General features: G+C 67.6%; 21 protein-coding genes. 8 read left to right on the top strand and 13 right to left on the bottom strand.

All coding sequences use genetic code 11. The features are described from left to right. Positions 1-21: 21 nt before the first annotated feature. The 3 genes from MHA02_RS22305 to miaB form a co-directional block, all read right to left on the bottom strand. Positions 22-297, bottom strand: coding sequence for a hypothetical protein (locus tag MHA02_RS22305; protein ID WP_170249370.1), 276 nt, complete (start codon positions 295-297; stop codon positions 22-24). Further along, entirely contained in the window at positions 294-1,361 is a 1,068-nt protein-coding gene (locus MHA02_RS20225) for a PhoH family protein (protein WP_174804695.1), read from the bottom strand. The genes MHA02_RS22305 and MHA02_RS20225 overlap by 4 nt, the downstream gene beginning before the upstream one ends. A 273-nt stretch (positions 1,362-1,634) precedes the next feature. Beyond that, on the bottom strand, positions 1,635-2,975 hold the full coding sequence (gene miaB, locus MHA02_RS20220; protein WP_147082148.1) for a tRNA (N6-isopentenyl adenosine(37)-C2)-methylthiotransferase MiaB: 1,341 nt from the start codon (positions 2,973-2,975) through the stop codon (positions 1,635-1,637). Positions 2,976-3,052: 77 nt separating this feature from the next. On the opposite strand from miaB, the gene MHA02_RS20215 reads away from it, so the two are divergent. Continuing rightward, positions 3,053-3,544, top strand: coding sequence for an MEKHLA domain-containing protein (locus tag MHA02_RS20215; protein ID WP_147082116.1), 492 nt, complete (start codon positions 3,053-3,055; stop codon positions 3,542-3,544). Positions 3,545-3,550: 6 nt separating this feature from the next. On the opposite strand, the gene MHA02_RS20210 is transcribed toward MHA02_RS20215, so the two are convergent. From MHA02_RS20210 to MHA02_RS20195, 4 genes are all read right to left on the bottom strand, one after another. Next, positions 3,551-4,444, bottom strand: a complete 894-nt coding sequence (locus MHA02_RS20210; protein WP_147082114.1) for a lysophospholipid acyltransferase family protein — start codon at positions 4,442-4,444, stop codon at positions 3,551-3,553. A 13-nt stretch (positions 4,445-4,457) separates the two neighbouring features. Beyond that, positions 4,458-4,979, bottom strand: a complete 522-nt coding sequence (locus tag MHA02_RS20205) for a GNAT family N-acetyltransferase (protein WP_147082112.1) — start codon at positions 4,977-4,979, stop codon at positions 4,458-4,460. Then, positions 4,976-5,650, bottom strand: a complete 675-nt coding sequence (tsaB, locus tag MHA02_RS20200; RefSeq protein WP_147082110.1) for a tRNA (adenosine(37)-N6)-threonylcarbamoyltransferase complex dimerization subunit type 1 TsaB — start codon at positions 5,648-5,650, stop codon at positions 4,976-4,978. The genes MHA02_RS20205 and tsaB overlap by 4 nt, the downstream gene beginning before the upstream one ends. A 144-nt stretch (positions 5,651-5,794) precedes the next feature. Continuing rightward, positions 5,795-6,361, bottom strand: coding sequence for a NifU family protein (locus tag MHA02_RS20195; protein ID WP_147082108.1), 567 nt, complete (start codon positions 6,359-6,361; stop codon positions 5,795-5,797). 310 nt (positions 6,362-6,671) lie between these two features. Between MHA02_RS20195 and rplS the strand changes: the two genes are divergently transcribed. Next, positions 6,672-7,082, top strand: a complete 411-nt coding sequence (gene rplS, locus MHA02_RS20190) for a 50S ribosomal protein L19 (protein WP_147082106.1) — start codon at positions 6,672-6,674, stop codon at positions 7,080-7,082. 121 nt (positions 7,083-7,203) lie between these two features. Here rplS and MHA02_RS20185 read toward each other — a convergent pair whose 3' ends face one another. Together MHA02_RS20185 and leuD are read right to left on the bottom strand one after the other, a co-directional pair. Beyond that, complete coding sequence (locus tag MHA02_RS20185; RefSeq protein WP_147082104.1) at positions 7,204-8,391, bottom strand: lytic murein transglycosylase; 1,188 nt, start codon at positions 8,389-8,391, stop codon at positions 7,204-7,206. Positions 8,392-8,471: 80 nt separating this feature from the next. Continuing rightward, complete coding sequence (gene leuD / locus MHA02_RS20180; protein ID WP_147082102.1) at positions 8,472-9,074, bottom strand: 3-isopropylmalate dehydratase small subunit; 603 nt, start codon at positions 9,072-9,074, stop codon at positions 8,472-8,474. 130 nt (positions 9,075-9,204) lie between these two features. Between leuD and MHA02_RS22300 the strand changes: the two genes are divergently transcribed. Continuing rightward, positions 9,205-9,378 (top strand): hypothetical protein, encoded by a 174-nt coding sequence (locus MHA02_RS22300; RefSeq protein WP_170249368.1) that lies wholly within the window; start codon positions 9,205-9,207, stop codon positions 9,376-9,378. A gap of 9 nt (positions 9,379-9,387) precedes the next feature. Here MHA02_RS22300 and ccrA read toward each other — a convergent pair whose 3' ends face one another. Together ccrA and MHA02_RS20170 are read right to left on the bottom strand one after the other, a co-directional pair. Next, positions 9,388-10,695 carry a crotonyl-CoA carboxylase/reductase gene (gene ccrA, locus MHA02_RS20175; protein ID WP_147082100.1) on the bottom strand — a complete coding sequence of 436 codons (1,308 nt, stop codon included), beginning with the start codon at positions 10,693-10,695 and terminating at the stop codon, positions 9,388-9,390. A 153-nt stretch (positions 10,696-10,848) separates the two neighbouring features. Next, positions 10,849-12,321 (bottom strand): catalase, encoded by a 1,473-nt coding sequence (locus MHA02_RS20170; RefSeq protein WP_147082098.1) that lies wholly within the window; start codon positions 12,319-12,321, stop codon positions 10,849-10,851. Positions 12,322-12,587: 266 nt separating this feature from the next. Between MHA02_RS20170 and MHA02_RS20165 the strand changes: the two genes are divergently transcribed. Then, positions 12,588-13,547, top strand: coding sequence for a carbohydrate kinase family protein (locus tag MHA02_RS20165; protein WP_147082096.1), 960 nt, complete (start codon positions 12,588-12,590; stop codon positions 13,545-13,547). 164 nt (positions 13,548-13,711) lie between these two features. Here MHA02_RS20165 and MHA02_RS20160 read toward each other — a convergent pair whose 3' ends face one another. Next, a complete protein-coding gene (locus tag MHA02_RS20160; protein ID WP_147082094.1) occupies positions 13,712-13,963 on the bottom strand; it encodes a hypothetical protein in 252 nt (83 codons plus the stop codon). A gap of 185 nt (positions 13,964-14,148) precedes the next feature. After that, positions 14,149-15,696: a carbohydrate porin gene (locus tag MHA02_RS20155; RefSeq protein WP_147082092.1), complete on the bottom strand. Its 1,548-nt coding sequence runs from the start codon at positions 15,694-15,696 to the stop codon at positions 14,149-14,151. Positions 15,697-16,162: 466 nt separating this feature from the next. Here MHA02_RS20155 and MHA02_RS20150 point away from each other — a divergent pair, with 466 nt between their 5' ends. The 4 genes from MHA02_RS20150 (at position 16,163) to proB (ending at position 20,958) form a co-directional block, all read left to right on the top strand. After that, positions 16,163-17,719, top strand: coding sequence for a sugar ABC transporter ATP-binding protein (locus tag MHA02_RS20150; protein ID WP_210245095.1), 1,557 nt, complete (start codon positions 16,163-16,165; stop codon positions 17,717-17,719). Between the two features lie 143 nt (positions 17,720-17,862). Further along, positions 17,863-18,801, top strand: a complete 939-nt coding sequence (locus MHA02_RS20145; RefSeq protein ID WP_373318402.1) for an ABC transporter permease subunit — start codon at positions 17,863-17,865, stop codon at positions 18,799-18,801. A gap of 11 nt (positions 18,802-18,812) precedes the next feature. After that, complete coding sequence (locus MHA02_RS20140) at positions 18,813-19,742, top strand: ABC transporter substrate-binding protein (protein ID WP_147082144.1); 930 nt, start codon at positions 18,813-18,815, stop codon at positions 19,740-19,742. A gap of 79 nt (positions 19,743-19,821) precedes the next feature. Then, on the top strand, positions 19,822-20,958 hold the full coding sequence (proB, locus tag MHA02_RS20135; RefSeq protein ID WP_238180484.1) for a glutamate 5-kinase: 1,137 nt from the start codon (positions 19,822-19,824) through the stop codon (positions 20,956-20,958). Positions 20,959-21,055 lie beyond the last annotated feature (97 nt).

Genomic DNA, 21,055 nt, shown 5'->3' with positions numbered 1-21,055 from the left:
GTGAGGCCGCGCCGAAATCGCTCAGTACCGCCTCGCCGTGGGTACCGTCCCAAAGCAGGTTGTGCGCGTAGAGATCACCGTGCAGCAGGCCCCGCGTGTGGAGATGGGCCGCAGCCGGCCGATGTCGGCGGGTAGGTCGGCGAGCGTGCCGCCGCTGAGGTCGAGCACCTCCAGGCTATCCGCCAAGCCGAAGATCTCTCGCGGGAATTCGGAGAGGCCTCCGGTGAGACGCAGTTCCCGCACGCCGGCGAGATCGCCGCGGCGGAGAGCAGCCAGCGTGTCGGCAAGCCCGCTCACGCCAGCGGGCGCCGCCGCGACATCGGGTTGCGATCCGCCTCGGCCTCGCCGTGACTCGCGGCCTCGTAGGCGGTGACGATGCGCCGGACGAGATCGTGGCGCACCACGTCGACGTCGCGGAAGCGCACGCGGCCGATGCCCTCGACGCCGTCGAGGATGTTGACCGCCTCGACGAGCCCCGATTTCTGCCCCGGCGGCAGGTCGATCTGGCTCGGGTCGCCGGTGATGATCATGCGCGAGTTCTCGCCCAGCCGGGTGAGAAACATCTTCATCTGCATCGACGTGGTGTTCTGCGCCTCATCCAGCAGCACGACGGCGTTGGTGAGCGTGCGCCCGCGCATGAAGGCGAGCGGCGCGATCTCGATCACGCCGGTCTGCAGGCCTCGGTCGACGTGGCGGGCCTCCATGAAGTCGTAGAGCGCGTCGTAGATCGGGCGCAGATACGGATCGACCTTTTCGCGCATGTCGCCCGGCAGGAAGCCGAGGCGTTCGCCGGCCTCCACCGCCGGCCGCGAAAGAATCAGCCGTTCGGCATGGCCCTGCTCCAGCAGCGAGACCGCGTGACCCACCGCGAGCCAGGTCTTGCCCGTGCCGGCCGGCCCCTCGGCGAAGACGAGTTCGTTGGAGCGCAGTAGCTTGATGTATTCGCTCTGCGCCGCGTTGCGGGCGCGCACGGCCCCGCGGCGGCGGGTGGCGATCTGCTCGAAATGTTCGCGCTCGGGGTCGGCCGCGACCTCGGCCGACGGGAACAGGTTGCCCTGTACCGTGACCTCCTGAATCACCCCATCGACATCGCCCAGCGTCAGCGCGGTGCCGCCCTTGGCGACCCGGCCATAAAGACGCTCGAAAACCCGTCGGCCCTTCTCGGCGGCATCCGGCGGCCCCTTCAGGACGAGGTGGTTGCCGAGGGCGGTCGCCGTGACCTCAAGCCGCCGCTCGATATGGGCGACGTTCTGGTCGTATTGGCCGAAGACCAGGCTCGCGAGCCGGTTGTCGTCGAAGGTCAGCGAGACCTCGACCGTTTCGGCGAGGCCGCTGCGCGCGGCCGATCCCCGGGCCTTCAGCCCACGCCCGGCATCACTCGGCACTGGCAAGATCCTTCAAGCGCGGCCTCATTCGTGTGAACTCGCTCGGCCCTGTCCCGGATACCTGCAGCGCAAGCGGACGGTGATCCGGGCTCCCGTGAGAGAAGGTCGGCGTCAGCGGCTCTGGATCGGTGGCGCTGGGGTTTCGACGCTGCGCGGTGTCTTGTGCCGAGCCCCGGATCGGGTTCCGCGTTCGCTGCACCGGCCCGGAACAGGGCGAGCCGGGCCGGGAACGGTCCATCGAAACCGCCGTCACGCGGCGGCCGCCGCATCGGTCTCCAACGCGCCGAACAGGCTGTTCGACCCGCAGCGGACGATCCGCACGCGCTGCAGTGTGCCGATGGTCGAGACCGGGGCTTCGAACTGCACCATCAGCAGATGCGGCGTCTTGCCGGCGACCTGGCCCGGATGCCGCCCGGCCTTCTCCACCAACACCTCGACGATGCTCCCGACGGTCGCCGCGTTGAAGGCGTGGCGCTGTGCATCGAGGAGCGTCTGAAGCCGGGAAAGGCGCTCGCTCATCACGCTCTCGGGCACGGCGTCCGTGCGCTCGGCGGCCGGCGTGCCGGGGCGAGGGCTGTACTTGAAGGAGAAAGCGCTGGCGAAGGTGAGGTCGGAGACCAACCGCATCGTCTCCTCGAACTCGGCGTCGGTTTCGCCGGGGAATCCGACGATGAAGTCCGAGGACAGGGCGATGTCGGGCCGCACGTCGCGCACGCGCGCGATGATGCGTCGGTAGTCGTCGGCCGTGTGTTTCCGGTTCATCGCCTGCAGTACGCGGGTCGAACCCGACTGCACCGGCAAGTGCAGGTAGGGCATGACCAGCGGGTTATCGCCGTGAGCGGCGATCAGGTCGCCGCCCATGTCGTTGGGATGGCTGGTCATGTAGCGCAGACGCAGAAGGCCCGGCAGGTCGGTGAGCGCGCGCATCAGTTCGGCGAGCGTCGCGGTCGCGCCGTTCGTGCCCTCGCCGTGATAGGCATTCACGTTCTGGCCGATCAGCGTGATCTCGCGGACGCCCCCGGCGACCAGCGCCTCGGCCTCGGACCGGATCGCCGCGACCGAGCGCGAGACCTCGGCTCCGCGGGTATAGGGCACCACGCAGAAGGCGCAGAACTTGTCGCAACCTTCCTGGATGGTGAGGAAGCCGGTGACGCCGCGGGTGCGCCGGGCCGGCAATCTCGAAAACTTGTCCTCGATCGGAAACTCGGTGTCGACGACGCGGCGGCGATGCGACTCGGCGAGCAGTTCCGGCAACCGGTGATAGCTCTGCGGCCCGACCACCACGTCGACGGCCGGCGTCCGCGCCAGGATCTCGCGGCCCTCGGCCTGGGCGACGCAGCCCGCCACGACGATTCGGGTGTCCTGCCCACGCTCGGCCCGCTCGGCCTTCAGCACGCGCAGGCGTCCGACTTCGGAGAAAACCTTGTCGGCGGCTTTTTCCCGGATGTGGCAGGTGTTGAGGACGACGACGTCCGCCTCCTCGACCGCGTCCGTCGCGGCATAGCCCTCAGCCGCGAGCAGGTCCGCCATGCGCCCAGCATCGTAGGCGTTCATCTGGCAACCGTAGGATTTGACGAAGGCTTTCTTCAACGGGTCCTGGCCGTATGTCATAATTCTTGACCGTTCGGCCCAAGCCGACCGCCGCTCGATCGGGCAGCCGCCTTAGCATGGTTTCCCACGCGCGTCGCCGCGGTGAATTGGAGGAGATCGGCATCCCCGACCTGACAACGGATCCGGATTTCTTCGCATTGCTGACCGGCAGTTATCGGCGTCTCCTTGGCCGTCCGCTGCTACCGGAAGGGGCGGACGCCGATTGGGCCTATGCGCGGGCGCCCTTCGCGCTGCTCGCACACGACACCGCCCCCGACCCATGCTTCGTCTATGCCAATCGCACCGCGCAGACGAGCTTCGGCTATACCCGCGACGAGTTGATCGGCATGCCGTCGCGGCTCTCGGCGGAGGCGCCTGACAGGGCCGACCGCGACAGGCTGCTCGCAGCCGTCGCCCGCGTTGGATACGTCGCCGGTTATGCGGGAACCCGCATCGCGAAATCGAGCCGGCGTTTCCCGATCGTGGATGTCGTGGTGTGGCAGCTGATCGACGAAGTGGGCGCGGTCCACGGACAGGCGGCGACGTATCGGTTGCCGCCGGGCGGCTGACCGTCGTCAGATCGCCGCGATGCCCGGCGCGGAGACGTCGGCGCCCTCGCGGCCGGTCCGGCGCTCGGCGGCTTCCACGGAGCGGGTGCCTTGCACCGCGGTGGGTCGGCCGGCGATCGCATCCCGCAGCGACTGCCGCACCGAAGCCTCGGCGGTCGCGGTGGCGGCCTTGCGGTCGGTGCCGGGCTCGAAGGCGATCGGGGCGCCCCAGACTACGTGGAGGTCGATCGGTCCGCGCCGTGCGAACAGGTCGAGATGGGGCGCGAGTTCCATGTCGCCGTACCAGGCGACCTCCGGGCGCTCGATCCGCGTCAGCGGCAAGCCGGCGCGGCCGGTATAGGCGAGGGCCAGCGGCTGAAGGCGGATGCGGGCGAGTCCGCCGGTGCCGTCGGTGAGCGCCTCGCGCGCGGCGCCGACGAGAGAGGAGCGGAACGGCAGCAGGCGCAGGCCGTCGCCGGTCGTTCCCTCGGCGAAGAGCACGACGAGTTCACCGGCGGCGAGGCGCTCGCCGATCATGGAATTGACGGTGGCCGTCGCACCGCGCCGGGCGCGGTCGATGAAGACCGTGCGCTGAAGGCGGGCGAACGTGCCGATCACAGGCCAGCCGGCGATCTCGGATTTCGCGACGAAGGAGAGGGGTCGCAGAGAGCCGAGCACGACGATGTCGAGCCAGGACACATGGTTCGACAGCACCAGTGCCGGCTCGCCGGCCTTCGGCGGCGTGCCGCTCTGCGTCACGCGCACCGAGAACAGCCACAGGAATACGCGATGCAGCAGCATCGGCAGGCGGCCGGCGAGACGCCCGCGGCCGTAGCGCAGGCTCAACACGTGCGGCCCGACGATCGCAACGAAGGTCAAAGCATAGACGGCGAGCCGCGCGATGAACACGATGCGCGTCATGGCGCTCAGCCGGTCATGCCAGCGTCGCGCGCATGGTAAGCGCCGTGGCGCGGCTGCCGTCGGGACGGGCGTAGTAGCCGGTCCGCTCGCCGGTCTTGGCGAAGCCGTGGCGGGTGTAGAGCTTCAGTGCCGGAGCGTTGCCCTCGTCGACCTCGAGATGGACGTTGCGCACGCCGGCGAAGCTCAGCGCGGTCAGGTGCTCGCCGAGCAGGCGGTGGCTGTGGCCGCCGCCGCGGATCGAGGGCGAGAGCACGATGGTGAGGATCTCGGCCTCGTCCGCAACCTTTCGCGAGAGCGCGAAGCCGTGGACGCCGTTTCCGCGCCAGAGAGCGTGCGCCTCGGTGGAGCGCTCGCACAGCATCCGCTCGAACTCGTGCGCGTCCCAGGGCCGGGCGAAGGCGGTGGCATGGAGGCGCGAGAGCGTCTGCGCCTGGCTCGGGTCGCGCAGGGGGGCGACGTAGGGCGTCGAGCCCCAGGCGTCCCACCAAGCGGACCACCAGTCGAGGGCCCAGAAGGGTGACAGGGCGCGCGTCATCGCAAGGCGATCCTCGCATGATCCTGAGGTTGGGCATCGGCGCCGCGCAAGTAGAGCGGGCGGGGTAGCGCCTGCTCCGGGTCGGCCACCAGCCCGAGCTGGGCGACCCAGCCGATCTGCGGCGCGCCGGTCTCGGCGACTTCAACGGCGATGCCGCGGGCCTTCGCGGCGGCGGCGAGCGCGGGCGCGCCGGAGCCGACGAGAATGGCGCCCTCCGTGATGCGCTCGACCGCATCCTCGATCGCGAGTCGGGCCGGCGCCACCGCAACGCCCGTCCCGCTGATCGCCTGAAGATAAACCGCCCCATGGCGCGCATCGATCGCGGCGACCACCAGCCCGTCGGCGTTGAGCGCGAGCTGCGGAGCGAGCAGCGCCGAGAGCGTCGTGACCCCGACGACGGGGATGTTCGCCGCGAGTCCGATGGCGCGGGCAGCAGAGAGGCCGACGCGCAGGCCGGTATAGCTGCCGGGGCCGACGGTGACGGCGACCCGGTCGAGACTCTCGAAGTCGCCGTCGATCCGGGCCATCACCCGCTCGATCAGCGGCAGCAGCGCCTCGGCATGGCCGCGGGCGAGCGTCATCGACTCTTCGCCGAGAAGCTCCTCGCTCTCGTCGTTGGCAACGCAGACGCTGCAGGCGTCGAGCGCCGTATCGATGGCCAGGATGCGCAAAGTGTCTCCGTCGCGGACCCACGGTGATCACGATCACCGCCTGTACGAGATCACGTTTAAGACACAAACAGCCGCCCCGTCAGTGCGGAGCGGCCGTCGAGGGGTGAATTGTCGGGGCAGTGTTGCCCGACTGCCAGAAAAAAATCAGATCGCCTGGACTTCGCGCACGCTCGGCAGGAAGTGGCGGAAGAGATTCTGCACGCCTTGGCGCAGCGTGGCAGTGGAGGACGGACAGCCCGAGCAGGCGCCCTTCATTTCCAGGTAGACGACGCCTTCCTTGTAGCCGCGGAAGGTGATGTCGCCGCCGTCGCTGGCGACGGCCGGACGCACGCGTGTTTCGAGCAGGTCCTTGATGGTGACGACGGTGTCGTGGTCGGCTTCGTCGTAGAACTCTTCCGAGCTGCCCTCTTCGAGCACGACACCCTCGGCCAGCACCGGCGCGCCGGATTGGAAATGTTCCATGATCGCGCCGAGGACGGCGGGCTTCACCTGCGGCCACTCGCTCTCGCCCTCGGCCTTCGTCACCGAGATGAAGTCGTGGCCGAAATACACGCCGGAGACGCCGGGCACGGCGAACAGGGAACTGGCGAGCGGCGAGCGCGCGGCACTCTCGGCGTCCTTGGCCTCGAAAGTCGATTCGGCGAGCACGACGCGGCCGGGCAGGAACTTGAGAGTCGCTGGATTGGGGGTGGCTTCGGTCTGGATGAACATGGCTCTGGAAAATCCTCGTCCGCTGGCGCCGGTTCAAGGCCGGCCGGGAACGGCACCGAAGCGATCCGGCACCTTCCTCCATGTGGACTCGAATGGCGCGTTTCTCAACAGGAAGCGGTGCGTGTCGCATACGCCGCGGCGGCCCATGGGCAGCCGGCAACTGCGACGCGACCCGGCGAGGCACCGTGGCCCAGGCGTGACAACAGCCCCCGGCTCCTGTATGGCCCAGCCCAACTCACAACAGGATGCCGAAATCCTGACGCCCGTCATCCATCCGGGATGATGCGGCTCAACGGCCGGAGCTATGTCTATGAACATCATCCAGCAGCTCGAGCAGGAAGAAGTTGCTCGTCTCGGCAAGACCATCCCCGACTTCCAGGCCGGCGACACGCTCAGCGTGAACGTGAAGGTCAAGGAAGGCGAGCGCACCCGCGTCCAGGCCTACGAGGGCGTCTGCATCGCGCGCTCCGGCGGCGGACTCAACGAGAGCTTCACCGTCCGCAAGATCTCCTACGGCGAGGGCGTCGAGCGCGTCTTCCCGGTGCATTCGCCGATGATCGATTCGATCAAGGTGGTCCGCCGCGGCAAGGTCCGTCGCGCCAAGCTGTACTACCTGCGCGATCGTCGCGGTAAGTCGGCCCGTATCGTCGAGCGCACCGACCGCACGGCCAAGGCTGCCAAAGGCGCGCCGAAGGCCCCAGCCCCCACCGCCGCCGAGTGATTTGTTCGGAGCCCGCCTTCGCGGGCTCCTCATCAGAGCGGCAATAGCCCGCCTCGATGCGTCGGGGCGGGCTTTTTCGTGATCAGAGCGACCGTCCGTGCGAGACTCGGGTTGGGCCTTCCTAGCCCCCGAGCGCCTGCAGCACCTTCCCACCCGGCCGTCCGGTCAGCGGCATGCCGAGGCTGCGCTCGACGGCCTTGATGGCCTCACGGGTCTTTTCGCCGACTTTGCCGTCCGGCTCACCGACGTCGTAGCCCTTTCTGGTGAGCCGAACCTGGAGGTCGCGGCGCTCCGCGCGGGAGAGCGGCGGATCGTCGGTCGGCCACTCGGCCTGGACGCCGGCCCGGCCACGCAGGCGATCCGAGAGCACGGCGATGGCCAGCCCGTAGGATTCCGCGGCATTGTAGGAATAGATCGAGTCGAAGTTCTTGGTGACGAGGAAGGCCGGTCCGTTAGCGCCGGCCGGCGCCAGGATGCCGACGGGGCCGGAGGCGCTGAGCGCGCTGCCGTCGAGCTTCGTCACCCCGAGCGAGGTCCAGTGTCCGACCGGGTGCTTGCGGGTGCGGCCGGCGGCGGCGGTGTTGAAGCCGCGCGGGAGCTTCACCTCGTAGCCCCAGCCCATCCCGTTCGACCACTTGGCGGCCCGCAGGAAGTTCGCGGTGGAGCCGACCGCGTCCGCGGTGGAATCCACAACGTCGCGGCGGCCGTCGCCGTCGAGATCGACGGCGAGGCGCTGGTAGGTCGAGGGCATGAACTGGGTCTGGCCGAACGCCCCCGCCCAGGAGCCGGTGAGGCGCGAGGGTTCGATGTCGCCGCGCTCGATGATCTTGAGCGTCGCCAACAATTCCCCGCGAAAGAAGTCGCGGCGGCGGTTGCCCGAGCAAGCGAGCGTGGCGAGGGACTGAACCAGCGGCATCGTGCCGAGATTCTTGCCGAAGTTCGATTCGACACCCCAGACGGCGGCGATGACGTGACGGTCGACGCCGTAGCGCTGCTCGGCGGTGGCGAGCGCCTGCGCGTTGCGGCGCATGGCGGCCTTGCCGTCCTCGACGCGCTCGTCGTCGACCAGCGCCGCCATGTAGTCCCAGATCGGCGTCTTGAACTCGGGCTGCTTCTGCGAAAGCTCGATGACCTTGTCGTCGTATTCGATGCCCTTGGTCGCGGCGCGAAACGCCTGCGCCGAGACGCCGGCTGCCGCGGCCTGGCCCTGGATGCCGGCGAGGCAGGCGTCGAAATCGGCGTAGGCCGGGACGGTCGTCACGATCCCGGCGAGACAGACGAGGGCGGTCAACGTGGCGCGCGAGGTCATCGGAGCATCTCCTAGCGGCTCTAGCGATTACCCGGATTTAAGGCGCCCTGATGGTTAAGACTTCGTAGCCGATCCCGGCCTCAGGCCCAGCCGCGCTCGGCCAGCCGCGCCTCGTAGCCGTCGATCGCAGGCCCGCGCTGCATCGTCAGGCCGATCTCGTCGAGGCCGTTCAGCAGGCTGTGTTTGCGGCCTTCGTCGATGTCGAAATGCAGGGTACCGCCGTCCGGGCCCTTGATGGTCTGGGCAGCGAGATCGACGGTGAGCGTCGCGTTGGAGCCGCGCTCGGCATCCTCGAACAACTTTTCGAGGTCTTCCGGAGAGACCACGATCGCCAGGATGCCGTTCTTGGCGCAGTTGTTGAAGAAGATATCGGCGAAGCTCGTCGAGATCACGCAGCGGATGCCGAAATCGGCCAGCGCCCATGGCGCGTGCTCGCGGGACGAGCCGCAGCCGAAATTGTCGCCGCAGACGAGGATCTTCGACTGCCGGTAGGCCGGCTTGTTGAGGACGAAATCCGGGTTCTCGGAGCCGTCGTCCCGGTAGCGCATCTCCGAGAACAGCCCCTTGCCGAGGCCGGTGCGCTTGATCGTCTTGAGATACTGCTTCGGGATGATGCGATCGGTGTCGACGTTGATGATCCGCATCGGGGCAGCGACGCCCTCCAGGGTCGTGAACTTGTCCATCGTTTTGCGAACTTGCCGGTGAGCTGGGATTGACCGTGGTCTATCAGCTTGCGGGACGGCTCGAAAGGCACGCCTCGCGCTCGTCGCATTGCCCGACTATGGTCGCGCCACCGGAGCGGACAGGGTGGCCATGAGCGACGCGACCAACACTTTCAAGAAGGCGCCCAAGCGCAAGGGCGACAAGGGGCGCAGGGTCACGATGTCGCCCGAGGCCAAGCAGGCCTATGCGGACCTGATCCAGCATCGCCAGGACCAGGAAGAGACCTACAAGCGTCACCTGCCCTCGGATTCCAAGGGCAGGTGAAAGGTTCGATCAGACATCGGCCTTCTTCGGCCCGGCCTCGATCACGTCGTCGACGGTTCGCAGGCCGGCCTTCGGCGAATTCACCAGCACCGCCATGTTGCCGGGCGGATGCTTGTTCTCCCACATCAGGGTGTGGGCCGCCGGGATCTTTTCCCAGGGATAGACCTCGCTCATGCATGGGTCGACGCGACGGTCGATCACGAAGCGGTTGGCGGCTGCAGCCTGCTTGAGGTGGGCGAAGTGCGAGCCCTGGATGCGCTTCTGGCGCATCCAGACGTAGCGGGCATCGAAGGTGATGTTGTAGCCGGTGGTGCCGGCGCAGAACACGACCATGCCGCCGCGCTTCACCACGAGGCAGGAAACCGGGAAGGTCGACTCGCCGGGGTGCTCGAACACCATGTCGACGTCCTTGCCCTTGCCGGTGATCTCCCAGATCGCCTTGCCGAACTTCCGGGCTTCCTTGAGCCAAGTGTTGTACTCGGGCGAGTTCACCTTCGGCATCTGGCCCCAGCAGTCGAAATCCTTGCGGTTGATCACACCCTTGGCGCCCAGGCTCATGACGTAGTCGCGCTTCGACTCGTCCGAGATCACGCCGATGGCGTTGGCGCCCGATGCCGCGATGAGCTGGACCGCAAACACGCCAAGACCGCCGGAGGCGCCCCAGACGAGGACGTTGTCGGAGGGCTTGAGCTGGTGCGGCGGGTGGCCGAACAGCATGCGGTAGGCGGTGGCGAGGGTCAGCGTGTAGCAGGCCGCCTCTTCCCAGGTCAGGTGCTTGGGGCGCGGCATCAGCTGGCGCGACTGCACCCGGCAGAACTGCGCGAAGGAGCCGTCCGGCGTCTCGTAGCCCCAGATGCGCTGGGAGTTCGAGAACATCGGGTCACCGCCGTTGCACTCCTCGTCGTCGCCGTCGTCCTGGTTGCAGTGGATGACGACCTCGTCGCCGACCTTCCACAGCTTCACCTTGGAGCCGACCGCCCAGACGATGCCCGACGCGTCAGAGCCGCCGATGTGGATGTCGCACTTGTGCGAATCCATCGGCGAGACCGGCTCGCCAAGCGAGCCCCAGACGTGGTTGTAGTTGATCCCGGCGGCCATGACGTAGACGAGCACGTCGTCGTCGCCCAACGGCCAGGTCGGAACGACCTCAACCTCGTTGGCGCTCTCCGGCGGCCCATGGCGCTCGCGGCGAACCACCCAGGCGTACATTTTGGCCGGCACGTGGCCGAGCGGAGGAACCTCACCGAGGTCGTAGAGGTCCTTGATTTCCACGGTCCCGCCTTTTCCGGCCGGGGTAACCGCTGCGCTCGATGCCATCGTGGCACTCCTTGGTGTGACGTTTTGCGACGCTATAGCGACGTTCCCCGGGGCCTCCAAGTAGGCCGAAAGGCCAAGGCTGTGGGGCAATACACGTACAAAGGGCACCGGTCCGAACCGGTGCCCTTCTGCATTCAAAATTACGGCCGATACCTACTCGGCTGCAGCTCGCCCCGCATCGATCCCAAGGCCCTTGGCGACGCCCTGGCCGAAGTCTGGATGCACCTTGTACCAGTGCGCGATCATCCGATCCTGGATGTGGCGCGGAGAATCGCCCATCGAGTCGACGATGTTGTCGACGAGCCGCTGGCGGCCGCCGTCGTCGAGCACCTTGCTCCAGAAGATCGTCGGCTGCCCGTAGAGATCCTCGTCGTCCTTCGGCCAGCCGTAGCGGCCGGCATCGCCCTTCAGGCGCAGCGGCGGCTCCTGCACCGATGGATCCTGCACCGGGCCGCCGAACGAGTTCGGCTCGTAATCGACCTGGGCACCGTGGTTGCCGTCGGTCCGCATCGCGCCGTCGCGGTGGTAGGTCTGGACGGGCGCGTTCTTGGCTTGGTTCACCGGGATCTGCTGGTAGTTCACGCCGAGCCGGTAGCGGTGCGCGTCGGCATAGGACAGCACCCGGTTCTGCAACATCTTGTCCGGCGAAAAGCCGATGCCGGGCACGATGTTCGACGGCTCGAAGGCCGATTGCTCGATCTCGGCGAAGTAGTTCTCCGGGTTCTTGTTCAGCTCCATCTCACCGATCTCGATCAGCGGATAGTCGCTGTGCGGCCAGACCTTGGTGAGGTCGAACGGATTGATGCGGTAGGTGTCGGCATCGGCCTCCGGCATGATCTGCACGTCGACCCGCCACTTCGGGAAATCGTTCTTCTCGATCGCACTCGAGAGATCGGCGGCGGAGTAGTCCGGATCCTCGCCGGCGATCTTGTCAGCCTCGGCAGCCGAAAAGTTCTGGATGCCCTGCTTGGTGTGGAAGTGGAACTTCACCCAGTAGCGCTCGCCCTTGTCGTTCCACAGCGAATAGGTGTGCGAGCCGTAGCCGTTCATGAAGCGGGCCGACTTCGGCGTGCCGCGGTCCGAATACAGAAACATCACCTGGTGGATCGCTTCCGGGCTGAGCCCCCAGAAGTCCCAGCGGCGCCAATGCGGTTTCAGGTGGGTACGCGGGTCGCGCTTCTGCGTGTGGATGAAGTCGGCGAACTTGATCGCGTCGCGCACGAAGAAGATCGGCGTGTTGTTGCCGACGAGATCCCAGTTGCCCTCGCTGGTGTAGAACTTCAGCGCGAAGCCGCGCGGATCGCGCGCCGTGTCGGCCGAGCCGGATTCACCGCCGACGGTCGAGAAGCGAGCGACCATCTGCACGTCCTTGCCGACCTCGGTCAGCACCTTGGCGCGGGTGTATTGCTCCAGGCTCTTGGTGAGGCGGAAGGTGCCGTAGGCGCCGTAGCCCTTGGCGTGGACGACGCGCTCCGGGATCCGCTCCCGGTTGAAATGCGCCATCTTCTCGATGAGGTGGTAGTCCTGCATCAGGACCGGCCCACGCGGGCCGGCCGTGATGGAGTTCTGGTTGTCGGAGATCGGGTTTCCGAAAGCCGTCGTCAGCCGCGGGCTCTGATCTGCCATCGCGTTCCTCTCTGTGCTCGTACATCGTCGACCGGTGGCGGCGCAGGTCGCGCGCGACACAATCGTCCGCATGCAACGCGCGGGATCGTGTTTGGAGCCGTTCAAAAACGCGTGTCGCTGCGCCGGCATCATGAAGTTCTCGACGGCGCCCATCCCTTCCCCGCCGACCGGAAGCGCGGCTATCATCACGCGGATCGACGGTTGGGCTGCGGCGGCAGCGCACTTCCCGGCCTTTCGCCATACTCTGGCTGCGTGAGGCCCCGTCCATGATCCTCGTCTCCGGCGAAGCCCTTATCGACTTGTTCGTCGATACCCGCGATCACGAACGGGCGCGGACGGGCCTGCCCGCCTTGGCTGTCGCCGGCGGTTCCCCGTTCAACCTCGCCTTCGGCATCAGCCGCCTCGGCGCGAAGAGCGGCTTTCTTGGCGGTCTATCCGAGGACGGGTTCGGGCGCATGCTCGCGGCACGCCTCGAAGCCGAGGGCGTCGACATCTCGCTCGCCAAGACGAGCAAGCGCCCGACTCCGCTCGCCATCGTCGCCACCGGCGCCGACGGCCATCCGACCTATACCTTTCACGCGGAGAACTGCGCCGAGTGCGACCTGACCGCCGAGGACGTGCCGTTCAATCTCGACGGCATCTCGGCCATCGCGATCGGCTCGTTCTCGCTGATCATGGAGCCGGTCGGCACGACGCTCGTCGGTCTGGTGCGGCGCTCCGCGGCGAACTGCGTAGTCAGTATCGACCCGAACCTGCGGCTCAGCCTCGTGCCCGATCTCGCGCACTGGCACGCCCGCTTCGACGGGCTCGTCCGCCACGCTTCGATCGTCAAGTTGAGTGTGGAGGACCTGGATGCCGCCTACGGCACCGACGCCGACGAGGCCGAGATCGCCGCGCGCTGGCTTGGCGCCGGCGCGCAGCTCGTCGTCACGACCGACGGCCCGAACGGCGCTACGGCCTATCACGCCTGCGGCACCGTCAACGTACCCGGCCGCAACGTGACGGTCATCGACACCGTCGGCGCGGGCGACACCTTCCATGCCGCGATGCTCGCCTCGCTGGAGCGCAGCGGACGCCTGACCCGCGACGCCATCGACGGCTTCGATCAGGAAGGCCTGCGCACGCTCCTTACCGAGGCGGCGGTGGCCGCCGGCATCACCTGCTCGCGGCGGGGCGCCGATCTACCGACGCTGGAGGAGTTGCGGGCGGCGCTGGCGGTGATCTGATACCGATTTCGGTCGATCGGACCGGTGGTGCGCGTTTCTCCCCTCACCGCAAACGGAGCGAGGCGCCGCGCGGAGCCCGAACGGACCAACCGAGGGCGGCATGAGATCAGGAGCGCGGTCGCCGAGACGGATGACTGCTCGCCGCACGGGTGCCTGACGCGCGATCAGCGGCGGTGCAACCGCGTCCAGGCCTGATCGCGCCGAGCGACCGATCCGGTTGTGGCAGGCTCGGCCGCTGGAGGAGCAACGATCGGGACGTTGCTGTTCAGGGCAATCGGCGGACTGGCCGTGAACCCGAGCGAGGACGCCGCGGCGCCGGTCGATCCGTAGCCGTAGCCTTGCGCCAGGGCAGCGGACGTCATGGTGCTGAGCGCCAGGACGGCAGCGGCGGCGATCGAGGATAGATATTTGCTCATGGCCAGATCCGTGTCGGTCTCGCCGAGGGGCCCCGGGGGCGCGTCGGCACGAGGTGTGACGGAGATCTGGGAAGCGGCGCACCGGATCTGCGTGCGCCGCAGCACATGCCCTGCGTGAAGCGACGCAGGAGTGTTCGATTTCGCTTTCGTCATGCCCTCAAAGCATGGCCGGCAGATGCAAGCGGCTACAGGCTCCCCGGCCCCTTCGCCAACCCGAACAACGTGAACAGATCGCAGGAGAACTTCGCGCCGAGGACGAAGGCATCCGGGATCGGCTTCGTACGGAACGGGAAGCGGGTCTGGTCGGGGTTGACGATGTACTGAAGCTGCGGCGTCAGGCGCGCCGCGGGGCTGAGCTGGATGCCGTAGTTCAGCTCCAGCATGATCTGTTGTGTAGCGACGTCGCGCGGGTCGAGGCCCTGCGAGGCGCGGGCGGCGCGAACCCCGGCGAGTCCCAGCGCCGAGAATTTCTGGGTCGAGGCGACGAGACCGATCGTGTCGTAGGGCCGGTCGGCGAAGGTGCCGGTCTGGAGGAGGCCGAGTTCGAGGTAGTAGTCCTCGATCTGCCGGCCGCCGCTGCCCTTCATGGCGACGCCGAACAGGGTCAGGCCCTGCGGCTGCGTCGGGTCGGGGCGGTGGATCATCTGGTCGAAGCGGGCATAGACCATCGAGCGGCCGAAGCGCGTGAACGGATCGAGGCCGGTGAAGACCAGCGGGCCGCCGGCGACGTCGCGCACGGGATCGGGATAATCCGAGCGGTCGATCACGGCGCCGATTCCGTAGTTGCGCGGCAGCGGATCGTTGGCGAAGGTCGTAGAGTAGCCGAGTTCGAGCGGGATCACGACGCCGGTGGCGCCGCGCGTCGAGAAGTCGATGCCGTTGTCGGTCGGCCGCTGCGTGTTCGGGTTCACCTCGTAGATTCCGGCATGCAAGAAAACCGTGTCGGTCAGCCAGCCCTTGGCGTGGGCACCCCAGGTCGCGACGGGGAAGAAGGTGAAGTTGGTCGTCTTGAAGACGAAGGTCGGGTTTCCGCAAGTCGCATTGTTTTGAAAATTGCAATAAATCGGCGACGACAGGAAGTTGACGTTCGCGACGAGCCGGCCGACTTCGATATCGAGTTTGTTGTCGAACAGTTTCTGCTGGTAGCTCAGCAGCGTCAGGCGGGCGGTCTGGCCACCGCCGAAGATTTCCTGCACCGAGGTGTTGTTGCCGATGAAGTCGTTCGACAGGCTGCGGCCGTGGCGCTGCGTGGCGATGGCGTGCAGCGAGGCGCCCTCGATGCCGGCGAGCTTGTTCAGGTCGGCGTCGATGCCGATGAAGGCCTGCGCGGCATAGGCCGTGCCCTGCCGGATGCCGCCGAATGGGTTGGCCGCGGATTCGCTGGTGTAGTTGACCAGGAAGGTCAGACCGTTGCCGAGATCGAACACGCCGGCCGGGACCGGGGCCGGTGTCGCGCTCTGGCCGAGCACGTCGGCGGCGCCGGCAGCGCTGTCCGACCCCCCGAAACCCTGGCCGTCCGGTTCGACATTTGCCGTGGTGGGCGCGCGCCGCGCCGGTGCGGGCCGGACGGCGACGCGGGGCGCTGAGGCCCGGCGCTCCGCCGGTCGGATCGCGGTCGACGGCACCTGGATGCCCCGGGGGGCGTCGGGCGGCACGGGCTCCTGCGCGACGGCAGAGGTTGCGAGCGCGATCACCCCCAGCCCGAATGCGGCAAACGCCGTCCGACCCCTCATGGCCTGCCTGTCTCCTGATCGCGCCGAACCCGCCGGTACGCTCCGGTCTGCGCCATCGTCGCAAAAGCGTGACGATTGGTAAGCCGAGCCTCGCGGCCTTTCATCCCCTCATCGACCTGTGCACAATAGTTCCGAGACGACTGTGTCAGGAACGCCTCATGGTCTGTCACGCCTTGGGGTATCCCAAGAGGTAGACCATAACCTCAGATGCCCCGCCCATGCCGTGATTGTCGCTGCCGCGTGCATATCCGTATTAAGTGAGCGCAGCAGGAGATCACAAAGATCCCTATACGATCGCCGACCGAGACAGGCAGATCAGCCGAGGGCGTAATACTTTGCCGGGAAGTCGCGTGATCAGGCCATGAAATTTCTTGCCAGCGACCGGCAAATGCGCGGATAGTCGGACAAAGCGGAGCTGCTCGAAGACGGCCTCGCGGGTGGAACCGAGATCCCGAGAGTGCCGGCCATGTCCGAGCCCACGGCGCAGCGCGTCCCGATGCTGGAGATGCGCAACGTCACCAAGACGTTTCCGGGCGTGAAGGCGCTTAACGACGTCTCGCTGAAGGCCTGGGGCGGCGAGGTGCTGGCCCTGATGGGCGAGAACGGCGCCGGCAAGTCGACCCTGATGAAGATCCTGTCCGGTGCCTACCAGCCGGATGCGGGCGCCGAGATCCTGGTCGAGGGCCAGCCCGTCCAGATCACCGACCCGATCGCCGCCAAGAAAGCCGGCATCGCCATCATCTACCAGGAGCTGGCGCTGGCCCCGAACCTGACGGTGGCCGAAAATATCTATCTGGGCCAGGAGATCCGCAGCGGCGGGCTTGGCGTCGATCGCCGGGCAATGGCCGAGGGCTGCGGAACGGTGCTCGAACGCCTCGGTGCGCCGTTCGGGCCGAAGACCGTTGTCGGAACGCTCTCGATCGCCGAGCAGCAGCTCGTCGAGATCGCTCGGGCGCTGCATGCGAAGTCGCGCATCCTCGTCTTCGATGAACCGACCACCGCGCTCTCCGCCCGCGAGACAGATCGCCTGTTCGATCTGGTCCGCCAGCTGCGCTCGGAGGGCATCGCGCTGATCTACATCAGCCACCGCATGGCCGAGATCTACGAACTGTCCGACCGGGTCTCGGTGCTGCGCGACGGCACCTATGTCGGCACCTTGGAGCGCGAGGGGCTGAGCGCCGAGTCGCTCGTGAAGATGATGGTCGGGCGGGACCTTTCGACTTTCTACAAGAAGGAGCCGAACCAGCGCGCGCAAGACAGCGCCAGGGGCGAGGTGATCTTCCAGGCGATCGACCTGACCGATGGCGGCAAGCGGGTGAAGCCCTGCAGCTTCGAACTGCGCCGCGGCGAGGTGCTCGGCATCGCCGGCCTCGTCGGCTCGGGCCGCACCGAACTCGCCCGCCTGATCTTCGGCGCGGACCCGAAGAAGGGCGGCGAAATCCGGCTCGAGGGCAAGCCGATCGAGGTGAACTCGCCTCAGGACGGGATCGACCATGGCATCGCCTACCTCACCGAGGACCGCAAGGCGCTGGGCCTCTTCCTCGACATGAGCTGCGGCGACAACATCAACATCGGCGTGATCCAACGCGACGCGCGCAGGGGCGGCATCCTCGATCTCGCCCGCGCCTGGAAGCGGGCCGAGACCGCGTTCCAGTCGCTGCGCGTGCGGGCCGCCAGCCCGCTCGTGCCCGTCGGCACCCTGTCGGGCGGCAACCAGCAGAAGGTGCTGCTCTCGCGCTGGCTCGAGATCGGCCCGAAGATCCTGATCCTCGACGAGCCGACCCGCGGCGTCGACATCGGCGCCAAGTCCGAGATCTACCGCATCATCGACGGGCTCTCGCGGCAAGGCATCGGCCTCATCGTCATCTCCTCCGAGATGCCCGAGATCATCGGCACCTGCGACCGGGTGATCGTGATGCGCGAGGGGCATATCGAGGGCGAGGTCGGCGGCGAGACCGGCCTCGACATCACGCAAGAGAACATGATGCGCTTCGCCGCCGGCAGCGCCGCACACGCGACCTGAGCGCCAACGAGGACCGTGGAACAAAACCGATGGCCGATAGCCCAGTAAGTGCCACCGCCCTGAAGCCGGGCGGCGACCCCACGGGGCCGAGCACACCCGGCGGCCCGAGCGGCGGGGCCGGGCTCTCGGCCAAGCAAGTGCAGATGCGCTCGATGATCCAGGCCATCGGCATGCTGCCGGTGCTCGTCATCCTCTGCATCGGCTTCCACTTCCTGACCGAGGGGCGGTTCTTCACTGGCCAGAACCTCTCGATCGTCGCGCAGCAGGCCTCGATCAACACCGTGCTCGCCGCCGGCATGACCTTCGTCATCCTCACCGGCGGCATCGATCTCTCGGTGGGCTCCATCGTCGCGATCTCGGCGATGTGCGGGGCGCTCGCCTCCTTCGCCCCGGGTGGCGGGATTCTGGGCATCCTGGCGGGGCTCGGCATGGGCACCTTCGTCGGGCTGATCAACGGCGTGCTGATCGCCGGCCTCAGGCTGCCGCCCTTCATCGTGACGCTCGGCTCGCTCACCTATCTCCGCGGCTTCGCCCGGCTGATCGGCCAGGACACCACGGTGTTCAACCCGGATCTGCCCTTCGCCTTCATCGGCAACGATGACCTGTTCGGCGTGCCGATTCTCGCCATCATCGCCTTCGCGGTGGTGCTGGTCTCGTGGTTCATCCTGCGCCGCACGGTGCTCGGCGTGCGCATCTACGCGGTGGGTGGCAACCCGAACGCGGCGCGGCTCTCGGGCATCAAGGTCTGGGCGGTGCTGCTCTTCGCCTATTGCGCCTCAGGCTTCCTCGCCGGCCTCGGCGGCGTGATGGCGCTGTCGCGGCTCTATGCGGCCAACGGCCTCCAGGTCGGCCAGACCTACGAACTCGACGCCATCACCGCGGTCATCCTCGGTGGCACCAGTTTCGTCGGCGGCATCGGCACGATCTGGGGTACGCTGATCGGCGCGCTGATCATCGCCGTGCTCTCCAATGGCTTGATCCTGCTCGGCGTCTCCGACATCTGGCAGTTCATCATCAAGGGCCTCGTCATCGTCGGCGCGGTGGCCCTCGACCGCTTCCGCCAGCCGGGCGCGCGGACGTGAGCGAGCGGCAGATGCTCAGGATGCTCGCTCTCGCCAGCGCTGCCGCACTCGCACTCGCAGGCCCGGCCTCCGCCAAGGAACTCAAGGCGATCGGCGTCACCGTCGGCTCGCTCGGCAACCCGTACTTCGTGGCGCTCGCCAAGGGCGCGGAGGCCAAGGCCAAGGAGATCGATCCGAAGATCAGGGTCACGGTGGCCAGCGCCGAATACGACCTGTTCAAGCAGTTCACGCAGATCGACAACTTCATCGCGCTGGGCGTCGACCTGATCCTGATCAACGCCGCCGACCCGCGCGCGGTGCTCGCCGCGGTCAAGCGGGCGCGGGCCGCCGGCATCGTCGTGGTGGGCGTCGATGTCGCCGCCAACGGCGCGGACGCCACGGTGCAGACCGACAACACCCAGGCCGGTGAAATCTCCTGTGCGTACCTCGCGCAAAAGATCGGCGGCAAGGGCAACGTCATCATCGAGAACGGCCCGCAGGTCTCCGCCGTGATCGACCGCGTGAAGGGCTGCAAGGCGGTGCTTGCCAAGAGCCCGGAGATCAAGATCCTGTCCGACGATCAGGACGGCAAGGGCAGCCGCGAGGGCGGGCTGGCCTCGATGCAGGGCTACATCACCCGCTTCAGCGACATCGCCGGCGTGTTCACGATCAACGATCCGCAGGCGATCGGCTCGGACCTCGCGGCGAAGCAGCTCGGCCGCAAGAACATCGTCATCACCTCGGTGGACGGCGCGCCCGACATCGAGAATGCGCTGAAGGCCAACACCCAGATCTACGCCTCGGCCAGCCAGAACCCCTACGCCATCGCAAGCAAGGCGGTAGACCTCGGCATCGCCATCATGAACGGCAAGCCGCCGGAGAACCCGGTCGTGCTGATCCCGTCGCAGCTGGTCACGCGGGACAATGTCGGGGAGTACAAGGGTTGGAACGCGCCGCGGTGACGACGCTGCGCTTCTGTTCAAGACCGGCGCATTCGTGCAAACGGGGGCACCCTGCCCTCGGCTTTGCCCTGACTCCGACGTGTCGACTCCCGTCCTCGAAGATTTCCGCCGCGTCGTTCTGAAGGTCGGCTCGGCGCTGCTCGTCGACCGCGCCCGCGGGCGGCTGCGGCATGCCTGGCTTGCGGCGCTGGCCGAGGACATCGCCGACCTGCATGCCAGTGGCGTCGACGTGGTCGTAGTGTCGTCCGGTGCCATCGCGCTGGGGCGCACCGTGCTCGGCCTGCCGCCGGGCGTACTGCGGCTGGAGGAGAGCCAGGCCTCGGCTGCGGTCGGACAGATCGCGCTGGCCCGGCACTGGACCGAGGCGCTGGGACATCACGACATCGTCGCCGGCCAGATCCTGGTGACGCCGAAGGACACGGAGGAGCGGCGCCGCTACCTCAACGCCCGCGCCACCGTGCAGAAGCTGCTGGAAGTGCGCGCCGTGCCCGTCGTCAACGAGAACGACACGGTGGCCACCGTCGAGATCCGCTACGGCGACAACGATCGGCTCGCCGCCCGCGTCGCCACCATGATCGGCGCCGACGTGCTGGTGCTGTTCTCCGACATCGACGGGCTCTACACCGCCCCGCCGCACATCGATCCGGCCGCGCGGCACTTGGCGGTGATCGACCGGATCACCCCGGAGATCGAGGCCATGGCCGGCGGCCCGGCCTCGGAGTTGTCGCGCGGCGGCATGCGCACCAAGGTCGAGGCGGCCAAGATTGCGGTCTCGGGCGGCACCCACATGATCATCGCCGACGGGCGCGGAAAAAATCCCCTCCGCGCGATCCGCGCGGGCGGGCGCTGCTCCTGGTTCCTGTCGGGCTCGACCCCGACCGCCGCGCGAAAAACCTGGATCGCCGGTGCGCTGGAGCCGAGCGGCACCCTCGTCATCGACGACGGCGCCGCCCGTGCGCTCCAGAGCGGCGCGAGCCTGCTGCCGGTGGGCGTGACGGCGGTCGAGGGCGCCTTCGGCAAAGGCGACGCGGTGCTGATCCGCGACCGCGCCGGCCGCGTGCTCGGGCGCGGCCTCGTCGCCTTCGACAGCGGCGAGGCGCGGCGCATCATCGGCCGGCCGAGCCGTGAGATCGAAGGGCTCCTGGGCTATTCCGGCCGCAGCGAGATCGTGCACCGCGACGACCTCGCCACCGTCGGCTCGTTCGATCCGATTTGACCGCACCCGAACCAACCGAGCCAGCGCTTGTTTAGGAATCACCCCGCGTGCGATGACTCGGCGGAAATATCCTGCGTGACGCGCGCATCATGGATGA

This window comes from Methylobacterium haplocladii, from assembly GCF_007992175.1.
In the GTDB taxonomy this organism is placed as follows: Bacteria; Pseudomonadota; Alphaproteobacteria; order Rhizobiales; family Beijerinckiaceae; genus Methylobacterium; species Methylobacterium haplocladii.
Note: the sequence above shows the minus strand (reverse complement) of the source record. Positions and strands in the feature narration are given on the sequence as shown.